Genomic DNA, 10214 nt, shown 5'->3' with positions numbered 1-10214 from the left:
GGGCAGTCCGGAGCGAAGGCTCCGGACCGCAATCGTTGACCCGCGTACCCCAGGCCGCCGACGTGACGGGCGTCTCAAGAACTCAACGCCTAGCCAAACACCCCCCCACAGTCAAATTCTCCCCCGAAGCCACTCCTCCAGATCCTTAGCCGGCAACGGCGGCGAAAACAGGAATCCTTGTCCCGCCGCACATCCTTGCTCGATCAGGAATCGCCGCTGTTCCTCGTTTTCGACGCCTTCGGCCACCACCGGCAGGCTCAGGCTCTCGCCGATCCGGATGACCGCGCTGGTCAATGCTCGCGCTGCGTCATCGCTCTCCAATCCCTGCACAAAGCTGCGATCCAGCTTCAGCTCGTCGACGATCAGGCGCCGCAAGTGGCCCAGGCTGGAATATCCCGTCCCGAAGTCGTCCATCGACAAGCGCACGCCCAGGCGGTGAAGTTCCGCGATGGTTCGCAGCGTGCCGGCGGTGGCGTCCAGGACCACGCCTTCGGTGATCTCCAGCATCAGATCGGCCGGCGCCAGGCCGAATTCGGCAAGCGTGGCCGCGATCATGCGGGGCAGGTTCAGGTTGTGGAAATTCGTGGCTGACAGGTTCACCGATACCGATGGCACGCGCAGACCGTTGCTGCGCCAGACCGCTAGTTGCGAGCAGGCCTCGCGTAGCGCCCAGTCGCCCAGGTCGCCGATCAGGCCGCATTCTTCGGCCAACGGCACGAAACGGGCGGGCGAAATATCGCCCAGCGTCGGATGGCGCCAGCGGGCCAGCGCCTCGACCCCATACAGGCTACCGTTCTTCAGGCCGACCTGCGGCTGGTAGTGCAGGCGTAACGCCTTGGCTTCCAGCGCGTCGCGCAGGGCGGCTTCCAGGGCCAGACGTTCTTGTGCCTGGCGGTTCATTTCGGCGCTGAAGAACGAAATGCGGTTGCGGCCTGCCGTCTTGGCCTGGTACATCGCCATGTCGGCGTGGCGCAGCAGCGTGTCCATGTCGCGCCCGTTTTCCGGGAACACACTGATCCCGATGCTGACCGACGGGTTCAGCGTGACGCCGCCCACCGAAAACGGCTGGGCCAGCGCCACCAGGATGTGTTCGGCGGCGGCAGTCAGTCGCCCGTGTTCGAAGTCCGGCATCATCATCACGAACTCGTCGCCGGACAGCCGGCCGACGATGTCGGACGCCCGCGCCAGGCGGCGCAACCGCTGGGCCACGTCGCGCAACAAGGCGTCGCCGATGGGATGGCCCAGGGTGTCGTTGACCTGCTTGAAACGGTCCAGGTCCAGGAACAGCACGGCCACGCGCTTGCGTTCCGGCTCGGCCCGCGCGATGGCCTGCTCGGCTTGCGCCAGCAGCAGGTTGCGGTTGGGCAGGCCGGTCAGCTCGTCGTAGAACGCCAGTTGGCGGATGCGAGCGCGCGCTTCTTCGCGTTCCAGCGCCAACGCGCACAAGTAAACGCATACGTCCACCAGGCGATGGTGGAAATCGTCAGGCAGCCGGCGTTCGCGGAAATAGAAGCAGAAGGTGCCGATCACGCGCCCGTCGCTGGACTTGATGGGCGACGACCAGCATGCCTTCACATCGTCTGGCAACGGCAGATGGCGGTAGTCGTCCCAAAGCGGATCGGTGGCGATGTCCGGCACGATGACGGGACGGCCCAGGAACGCCGAGGTGCCGCAGGCGCCCGACTGCGGGCCGACCTTCAAGCCGTCCAGCGCGTCGGCGTAGGCGGCCGGCATGCTGGGCGCCGCCAACTGCCTGAGCTGGCCGGCATCGTCCACCCGCAGCACGGTGGCAACCACTTCGGGCGCCAGGCGTTCGACTTCGCGGCACACCATGTTCATGACCTCGACCACCGAGGCCTCGTTCACCATCGCCTGCAGCACGCGGCGCTGCAGCACTTCGTGCACCTTGGTGGGCGTGATGTCGGTCAGCACATCGACGATGTTGACGAGCGTACCGCGGTCGTCGAAGACCGAATTGGCCATGACCGAGACCCACAGCGGCTTGCCGCAGCGGTCGTAGACAAGCACGTCTTTGTGATAACCCTCGCGGCAGGCGATGCGGCGGTCCAGTTCCTCGCGGGTGCCGCCGTCGGGCCGGCCGCCGGCCAGCAATTCGCCCAGCTCCTGGTGCAGCGCGTCGCCGCGCCCGAAGCCCAGCATGCGCTGGAAACCGTCGTTCACATAGACGATGCGGCCGTCGCTGCCGGACACCGCAACGGCGTTACCGGTTTCGTTGATGCCCAGCAGCAGCAGGCGGATTTCTTCCTGGCGCTCGGCGTCCGCGATGGACTTGCGCGAAATGACCGAGATGCGCGCGATGTCGCCGCCATCGTCCCGCAATGGCAGATAGGTGGCTTCTATCCACAGCGAACCGCCGTCCTTCTTGCGGTAGCGGCAGGTGCCCGAGAAATGTTCGCCCCGGCGCAGCCGGGTCCAGATCCGTTCTCCGCTGGCAAGGCCTTTGCCTTCGTCCATGCTGTCGCACAGCATGTCGTGACGCAGCGTCAGGGCCTCTTCCGAGGTATACCCCACGGCGGCCAGGAAATTGGCGTTGGCGTTCAACAGCGAGCCGCTTGCGTCGAAGTCGAACAGCAACAGCGCCTGGTCCATCGACGTCAGGTAATTGCCCACATGCCACGCGGCGCCCTCGGGGCCCGCGCTCGAAACGCTTACATGACTATCAAGCATAAGGGGCTCCATACCGGAATACAGCTGTTCCGGCTTCATTCAGCGCTTTGGAAATCCAAGCGCGACGCGGTCTCGTCCGTCCTGCTTGGCCAGGTACAGCGCCTGGTCCGCGCGACTAAGCGTTTCCGAGAAGGTCTCTCCCAACTGGTGATGCGCCATGCCGATACTGACCGTCAGCCTCAATACATCCGCGCCGGCCGCCACCGCCAGTCCGCGCACCGCGCCCACCAATCGGTCCATGACGCCCTGGGCGGCGTCGGGCTGCGTGTTGGGCAGGAGCACCAGGAATTCCTCGCCGCCCCAGCGCCCGCACAAATCGTATTCGCGCAGGCTTTCACCCATCACGCCGGCAAGTTCGACCAATGCGCGGTCGCCGGTTTCATGCCCGTAGCGGTCATTGACCGCCTTGAAGTGGTCGACGTCCAGCATGGCCACGACAAAGCTCTCGCCACTGCGCGCCGCGCGCTCGACTTCCTGCTTGATCATTTCCATCAGGGCGCGCCGGTTCAACAGGCTGGTCAACGGATCGCGGCTGGAGGTTTCTTGTAGCGCGGCGTTCAGATCGCGCATCATGCTCTGATAGTGGTCGGAAATTCGCGCAATGCGCGTCAGGCGGCGCAACTGCCGGTCGAACTGGTCGCACAGACCCAGTTCGCGCTCGTGCGCCATGGACTGGTAGGCGTCCGACAATTGGGTCACGCGTTCGATGCGGGCCATTTGCCCGGCCGTATGCTGCCAAAGCGCCTCGAGCGCTTCGCGCAAGGGATGGCCGTCATAGGCCGGGTCCGCCAGCAGCGCGGTGATGCGCCGATCCAGTTCGGCAGCGCCCGGTTTCATTCGCGGCCGACCACCGAGAACGGAAAGGTGCAGTCTTCCTTGAATTCCTCGGCCAGTTCACCGACGCGTTCATTGCGCTTGTCATAGAACCAGGTCACGCTGACCTCCCGGCCTTTGCCGTGGGCGGCTTCGAGCACATCAAAGATATCCATGACGGACTTGATGCTGCTGGTGTTCAGGTACAGCAATTCCAGTTCCAGCCTCAACGGGGCGGTCGTGCCCAGCAGGTAAGCCTCGACCCATTCGATCACCGGACCGAACAGTTCAAAGGAATTCTCGGGGTACGAGTCGCCGCGCATCGCCAGCACGCCGGCAGCGGCATCGGCGGTGATGGCGGGCGTGGACTGCGTCCCGGGAATGTTCAGCTCTTTCATCAAATACTCCGAAAATAATACGGGGATACGCGGAGCCTTCAGATCACGACGCTCAGGCTGAAGAACGCGTGCCCTTCCTCCGCGGCGGGCGTCAGGCTGGCTTCCAGCGGGGCGCCGGCGCGGCGTGCGATATCGATCAGGCCCAGGCCCGCGCCCGAGGCCACGCCTTGGGCGCGCGGCTTGTGCAGCTGCGTCTTGTATTCGGCCTTCAGGGCCGCCTTGTCCAGCGCGGCCAGTTCCTGGATCCGCGCGACCAGCGCATGGCCGTCGTCGGACTTGACCAGGTTGCCCGCCGACACCACGTAGCGGCTTTCGTCGCGGCGGCCGATCACCACGGTGGCCGAAGCCTCGGCGTCGCCGTTGGCGGCGGCATATTGGCGAATGTTCTGGATCATCTCGATGTAGACCGAGAACACGTCCATCGCTTCGGCCGGCCGCACATGTTCCGCGTTCAGGTAATTCTTGAGCGCGTTGCCGATTTCCTCGATCAGGCTGCGGGAGATCGGCCCGTTGAAGCACAGCAGGGTGCGGTTCTGATTGAACCGTTCGCCCAGTGCATAGAGATCGGAGGCATTCATAGCGGTTACCGCCCTGATAACGTTTATTCGAAACGGAAAGACAGCAAGGTGATGTCGTCGCGCTGGGGACGCGCACCCTGGTATTCGGCCAACGCTTGCGTAAAAGCGGCGGCCTGTTCAGTTAACGGCTGCCGCGCGTGTCTCTTGAGCATGCCCGCGAAACGCGTGTTGCCGAACCCGAACCCATGCTCGCCGCCCGCCTGGTCCAGGAAACCGTCGGTCGCCAGGTAATAGGTCCAGCCGGACTCCATTTGCAAGTCGATATTCTCGTAGACCCCGGTACGCTTGTCGCCCAGCGCGCGCCTGCCGCCGGGAATTTCGCGCAAGGTCTCGCCATCGCTGGCGTACAGGCTGATCTTCGCGCCGGCATACCGCAGCCGTCCCGTCTGGCGGTCAATATATACCAGGCCCGCATCGGTGTTGGTGGCCAGGGCGCGAGGCAGTTGCGCATCCGCAAGCATGGCACGGATGGCCGCGTCGGTGCGCGTCAGGATGCCGGCGGGGTCGGCGGGGCCGGCCTCGGTGATCGCCAGGTCGATGGCGGCGCGTGCCAGCATCGTCATCAAGGCGCCGGGCACGCCGTGACCCGCGCAGTCCATGATGCCCAGCAGGCAGTTGGCGCCATCGGAGCGAAAAACGTAGAAGTCGCCGCCCACCACGTCGCGCGGCTTCCACAGCACGAAGTGGTGCGCGCCCAGGGATTGCGTCAGTTGGCGGTCGGGAAGAATGGCGCGCTGGATCAGGCTGGCGTAGTCGATGGAGTCGCCGATCTTCTTGTGCGCGGCGGCCATGGCGCGGTTGGCGTCTTCCAGCGCGGAGGTGCGTTCGCGCACCTTGGATTCCAGTTCGGCCGTGTGCTGGCGGACCTTGTCGGCCATGACGCCGAAAGCGCGGCTCAGGTCGCCGATCTCGTCCTGTCCGCCCGGGGGCAGGCGCACGTCGTAGCTGCCGTCGGCGATCGCGCGCGCCGACTGCTGCAGGCGGCGCAGCGGACGCAGCATCAGCCGTTCGACGGCGTAGCCGAAGCCCAGCAGCATGGCCGCGAACAGCACCGCCAGGCCGATCGCCGCGGGCCACAGCCAGCCGGTGTCCAGCACGCGCGCGGCGCCCAGGTCCACGACCGTCAGCACGTGCCAATGCAGCTCGGGCATATACGCCACGGACACCAGCTGGCGTGCGCCATCGATCTTCACCCACGCCGACTGCACCGACTGCGGATCGGCCTCGGCCGCACGCATGGCCGCTCGAAGTTCTTCCTGGCTCGTCCCGTCGTCCAACAGATTGAACACCCTGCCCCGGCCGTCGGCCCCGCCGCCCGCGCCCGAGTTGTAGGCAATCAGCGAGGCGTCCATGTGCGCCTGGATGGCGCCTTCCTGGTCGACGATGATGGGGGTCACGCCGGACTGGCCGCTGTTGACGAAATCGCGCAGGAAGCCGCCGACGTCCAGGCCGGCGCCGGTCAGCGCCACCACTTTGTCGCCATCGCGCACCTGCACGTTGATCCACACCTTCGTGGTCTTGAGCTTCAGGTCGGGATTGACGTTGATGTTGTACTTGGCCGGCGACTTCAGCGTGGCGTAGAACCAGCCGTCGTCCGCCGCGCCGGGGCTTAGCGTGTAGCGCGGCGCCTCGGACAGCGGCTTGTCGTCGTTGAAGTAATAGTGGCCGCTTGCCGCGCTGGCGATGAAGTAGGCGCGGCCCAGCAGATCGCGGCGGTAGCCGTCGGCTTCGCGGAAGAAGAGCTCGCGGGCGGCCGGATCGCTTTCATTGCGCAACCAGCGGCGAGTGACTTCGCTATCGGCCAGGCGTTGCGACAACGCCAGTTCGCGCGATACCGGGGCCAGGATGCGTTGCCGGTTGAGTTGCGTGAAGTTATCGGCGAATGCCCGCCCGAAGTGGTCCCTGACCCCATCCAGCACCAGCCAGCCGATGACGGCGGCGGACGCCAAAGCGATCACGCATGCCAACAGCAGCGCCATCAATGATTTTTTGCGCAAACCCCATTTCGCCATGCGAACACTTCCTGACAGCTTGATAAGACGTGACGGGCCTGCCCGCCCTGCAGGCTCGAGAGGGGCCAAGCGCGCTAAGTGTAGAGAACCGCCGGGTCAATTGAAACAGGTGCAAACGTCTGGATGCGCTCCAGACACCTTAAGTTTCAGCCCAGCAATGTATATGCTGATTTATTGCGTTTTATATCGTATTTTTTACCAGCCGGTCCGGCGCCATTGCGGCTTTATTACTACACGCCAAGATAGCGTTCCCATAGGCCGCGGTCGGCATCCAGCGCCCGCGAATCGCCCGTCCAGACGACTTTGCCACGCTCCAGGATCACGTGCTGGTCCGCCAGGCTTAGCAACCTTTCGACATATTTGTCGATGACGAGGATGGTCTGCCCCGCCTGGCGCAGCCTGGACAGGCAATTCCAGATTTCTTCGCGGATCTTCGGGGCCAGGCCTTCGGTGGCCTCGTCCAGGATCAGCAGCCGGGGGTTGGTGACCAGCGCCCGGCCAATGGCCAGCATCTGTTGTTCGCCGCCCGAAAGCTGATTACCCATGTTGCGCGCGCGTTCGGCCAGCCTGGGAAACAGTTCGAACACGCGTTCGGGCGTCCAGGGCTCGCCGATATCCGGGTTGCGCGCGGCAACGAAGGCGGTCAGGTGTTCACGCACCGTCAGATTGGGGAAGCACTGCCGCCCTTCCGGGACGATGGCCACGCCCACGCGGGCAATGCGGTCGGGGCTCCAGCCGCTGATGTCCTGGCCCGCGAAATGGATCTTGCCGCCCCGCAGCGGCAACTGGCCGAACAGCGTGCGCAGCAACGTGGTCTTGCCCATGCCGTTGCGGCCCAGCAAGGTCACGACCTGCCCGGCGCCAATCTGCAGGTCCACGCCGAACAGCACCTGGCTGGCGCCGTAGCCGCTCTGGGCCGATTCGATGGTGAGCATCATGCGGTCTCCTCGTCGCCCAGATAGGCCTGCCGCACTTCCGGGTTGGCGCGGATTTCGTCGGGGGTGCCGGTCGCGATGACGCGGCCATACACCAGCACCGACAGGCGGTCGGCCAGGCGGAACACCGCCTGCATATCGTGTTCGACCAGCAGCATGGCGGCCCGTCCCCGCAGGGTTTCGATCAATTCGGTCAGGCGGACGGTCTCGTCCGGGCCCATGCCGGCCATGGGTTCGTCCAGCAGCAACACGCTGGGCCGCGCGGCCAGCGCCAGCGCGAACTCCACCTTGCGCTGCTCGCCGTGCGGCAAGGTGCCCGCCGGCCGGTCCAGCAGGGCAGCGTCGATGGCGCATTCCCGAGCCAGCTCGCGCGCCTGTTCATAAAGCGCCGATTCCGCGGCGCGCGGCTTCCAGAACCGGAAGCTGCTGCCCGCGTGGGCCTGCACCGCCAGCACCAGGTTATCCAGCACGCTGGACTGCTTGAAGATATTGGTGATCTGGTAAGACCGCGACAGCCCGGCCGACACGCGCTGGTGCGCATTCATGCCCGTGACGTCGCGCCCGCCCACCGTCAGCGTGCCGGAATCCGCGGCCAACGTGCCTGACAGCAGGTGAATCAGCGTGGACTTGCCCGCGCCGTTGGGACCGATCAGGGCGTGGATCTCGCCCGGGTTGAGCGTCAGCGACACATTGTCGGTGGCGACCAGCGCGCCGAAGCGGCGGACCAGCCCGGCGGCCTGCAACGCAGGCGCGGTGGCATTGATAGACGGATTCATGATCCCACCTTGCCGGATTGAGGCGTGGCGCGTCCGCCGAACAACGGGCCGAACAGGCCGACCAGGCCGCGCGGCGCGCCGAACACCACGCACAGCAGCAGCACGCCCAATGGCAGGTGCCAGTATTCGGTCCACAGGCGCAGCACTTCTTCCAGCGTCAGCATCACCACCGCGCCGGCCACGCCGCCCCAGCGCAGGCCGATGCCGCCCACCAGCACCATGATCAGCAGGTTGGCGGACTGCGTCCAGTGCATCAGGCTGGGCGAGATGAACAGATTGTGGTTGGCCAGCAGCGCGCCGGCCAGGCCTGCCGCCGCGCCGCTTAGCGTGAAAGCCGCCAGCTTGATGCGGTAGACGGGGTAGCCCATGGATTCCATGCGCGATTCGTTCTCGCGGATGCCCTGCAACGCCGTGCCGAAACGCGAGGACACCACGCGGCTGAACCCCCACATGATCAGCGCGAACAGCACCAGCACCAGGTAATAGAAGCTGACGTCATGGGACAGGTCGATGCCCGGCAAGGTGGAATAGCCCGGCAGGTTCAACCCGTCTTCGCCGCCATACTGGCGCAGCGAAATGAAGATGTAGAACAGCATCTGCGCGAACGCCAGCGTGATCATGATGAAGTACACCCCACGGGTGCGCAGCGAGATCGCCCCCGTGATGCATGCCAGCACGCCCGCCAGCAGCATGGCGACCGGCCAGACGACCAGCGCCGAGGTGATGCCCGACATCGCCAGGATGCCCACCGCGTAGGCGCCCGCGCCGAAGAACGCCGCATGCCCCAACGCCACCATGCCGCCGTAACCCAGGATCAGGTTCAGGCTGGTCGCCGCCAGTGCGTAGATCAGCACGCGGCGGACGAATGAAATATAGAAGTCCAGGCCCAGCGCCGGCGCCACCAGCGGGAACACCGCCAGCGCCGCCAGAAGGACCACGGTCCAGAGTGTGGTTCTCATCATCAACCCCGCGCCGGAAACAGGCCGGAGGGCCGGAACACCAGCACAGCCGCCATCAATACATAGATGGCGATGGCGGCCAGCGTCGGCCCGACGCTGGAGGCCACCGCCGGAGAAAAGACCTGGCGCAGCAGCATCGGCAGGAACGCCCGCCCCGCCGTGTCCACCATGCCCACCAGCAAGGCGCCCACGAAGGCGCCGCGGATCGACCCGATTCCGCCGATCACGATGCAGACCAGCACCAGAATCAGGATTTCTTCGCCCATGCCGACCTGCACCGAGGTGATGGGCCCCAACAGCGCGCCGGCCACCGCGGCCAGCATGGCGCCCAGCACGAAGACGCCCAGGAACAGTAGCGGCACGCGCACGCCCATCAGCGTGGCCATCTGGCGATTGGAAGCGCCGGCCCGCACCAGCACGCCGGCGCGGGTGCGCGTCACGAACCAGTACAGGCCCGCGGCGGCGGCCACGCCGAACACGATGATCATCAAGCGGTAGGCGGGGTACAGCAGGTCGGGCAGCAGCCGCACCGGGCCGGACAGCACGGCCGGCATGTTGAGCATGACGGGCGCGGGGCCCCAGATCATTTTGACCAGGTCATTGGCGATCAGGATGACGGCATAGGTGCCCAGCACCTGGGCCAGGTGGTCGCGCAGCGCCAGGCGGCGGATCAGCGTCAGTTCCAGCGCCACGCCGACCAGGCCGGTGGCGACGGCCGCCACCAGCACGGCGGCGGTGAAGGACCCGGTGCGCTGCATGGTCTCGGCGGCGACGTAGGCGCCGGCCATGTAGAGCGAGCCGTGAGCCAGATTCATGATGTCCATGATGCCGAACACCAGGGTCAGCCCGGCCGCGATCAAAAACAACATCAACCCAAACTGGAGACCGTTCAGCAATTGCTCGACGATCAGCGTAAACGTCATGAATCCTTCCCCCTGCCGCAAATCGCCGATGGCGTCTCTCGCGGCCAAATCACCAAACCACCTGGTTATGCATAACGCGGCTCATCCTCCGCAGCGCAGGAGACGCCCGCCCAAGCGGGGTCGCGGGGGGCC

At 65.7% G+C, this 10214-nt stretch carries 9 protein-coding genes; all 9 read right to left on the bottom strand.

Annotated features, from left to right (window positions below; translation table 11 throughout):
• Positions 1-111: 111 nt before the first annotated feature.
• The 9 genes from ACE039_RS13560 to ACE039_RS13520 all read right to left on the bottom strand — a co-directional run bounded on the left by ACE039_RS13560 (position 112) and on the right by ACE039_RS13520 (position 10082).
• Positions 112-2688, bottom strand: a complete 2577-nt coding sequence (locus ACE039_RS13560) for a sensor domain-containing protein (RefSeq protein ID WP_485811867.1) — start codon at positions 2686-2688, stop codon at positions 112-114.
• A gap of 39 nt (positions 2689-2727) precedes the next feature.
• Positions 2728-3525, bottom strand: a complete 798-nt coding sequence (gene siaD, locus ACE039_RS13555) for a biofilm regulation diguanylate cyclase SiaD (RefSeq protein WP_448708606.1) — start codon at positions 3523-3525, stop codon at positions 2728-2730.
• Positions 3522-3899 (bottom strand): biofilm regulation phosphoprotein SiaC, encoded by a 378-nt coding sequence (siaC, locus tag ACE039_RS13550; protein ID WP_105560339.1) that lies wholly within the window; start codon positions 3897-3899, stop codon positions 3522-3524. Before siaC ends, siaD begins: the two co-directional genes overlap by 4 nt.
• Before the next feature lie 38 nt (positions 3900-3937).
• Positions 3938-4477, bottom strand: a complete 540-nt coding sequence (gene siaB / locus ACE039_RS13545) for a biofilm regulation protein kinase SiaB (protein ID WP_105560338.1) — start codon at positions 4475-4477, stop codon at positions 3938-3940.
• Between the two features lie 23 nt (positions 4478-4500).
• Complete coding sequence (siaA, locus tag ACE039_RS13540) at positions 4501-6489, bottom strand: biofilm regulation protein phosphatase SiaA (RefSeq protein ID WP_485822597.1); 1989 nt, start codon at positions 6487-6489, stop codon at positions 4501-4503.
• Positions 6490-6719: 230 nt separating this feature from the next.
• Positions 6720-7424: an ABC transporter ATP-binding protein gene (locus ACE039_RS13535; protein WP_105560345.1), complete on the bottom strand. Its 705-nt coding sequence runs from the start codon at positions 7422-7424 to the stop codon at positions 6720-6722.
• Positions 7424-8200, bottom strand: coding sequence for an ABC transporter ATP-binding protein (locus tag ACE039_RS13530; RefSeq protein WP_105560337.1), 777 nt, complete (start codon positions 8198-8200; stop codon positions 7424-7426). Before ACE039_RS13530 ends, ACE039_RS13535 begins: the two co-directional genes overlap by 1 nt.
• Positions 8197-9162 (bottom strand): branched-chain amino acid ABC transporter permease, encoded by a 966-nt coding sequence (locus tag ACE039_RS13525; RefSeq protein ID WP_105560336.1) that lies wholly within the window; start codon positions 9160-9162, stop codon positions 8197-8199. Before ACE039_RS13525 ends, ACE039_RS13530 begins: the two co-directional genes overlap by 4 nt.
• Entirely contained in the window at positions 9162-10082 is a 921-nt protein-coding gene (locus tag ACE039_RS13520; RefSeq protein WP_105560344.1) for a branched-chain amino acid ABC transporter permease, read from the bottom strand. The genes ACE039_RS13525 and ACE039_RS13520 overlap by 1 nt, the downstream gene beginning before the upstream one ends.
• Positions 10083-10214 lie beyond the last annotated feature (132 nt).

This window comes from Achromobacter maghribensis (genome assembly GCF_057334215.1).
Note: the sequence above shows the minus strand (reverse complement) of the source record. Positions and strands in the feature narration are given on the sequence as shown.

Excerpts from the sequence above, each read along its gene's own strand:
- ACE039_RS13525 (WP_105560336.1), bottom strand. The coding sequence starts at position 9,162 with ATGATGAGAACCACACTCTGGACCGTGGTCCTTCTGGCGGCGCTGGCG.
- ACE039_RS13560 (WP_485811867.1), bottom strand. The coding sequence starts at position 2,688 with ATGCTTGATAGTCATGTAAGCGTTTCGAGCGCGGGCCCCGAGGGCGCC.
- ACE039_RS13530 (WP_105560337.1), bottom strand. The coding sequence starts at position 8,200 with ATGAATCCGTCTATCAATGCCACCGCGCCTGCGTTGCAGGCCGCCGGG.
- ACE039_RS13535 (WP_105560345.1), bottom strand. The coding sequence starts at position 7,424 with ATGCTCACCATCGAATCGGCCCAGAGCGGCTACGGCGCCAGCCAGGTG.
- ACE039_RS13520 (WP_105560344.1), bottom strand. The coding sequence starts at position 10,082 with ATGACGTTTACGCTGATCGTCGAGCAATTGCTGAACGGTCTCCAGTTT.
- siaC (WP_105560339.1), bottom strand. The coding sequence starts at position 3,899 with ATGAAAGAGCTGAACATTCCCGGGACGCAGTCCACGCCCGCCATCACC.
- siaB (WP_105560338.1), bottom strand. The coding sequence starts at position 4,477 with ATGAATGCCTCCGATCTCTATGCACTGGGCGAACGGTTCAATCAGAAC.
- siaA (WP_485822597.1), bottom strand. The coding sequence starts at position 6,489 with ATGGCGAAATGGGGTTTGCGCAAAAAATCATTGATGGCGCTGCTGTTG.
- siaD (WP_448708606.1), bottom strand. The coding sequence starts at position 3,525 with ATGAAACCGGGCGCTGCCGAACTGGATCGGCGCATCACCGCGCTGCTG.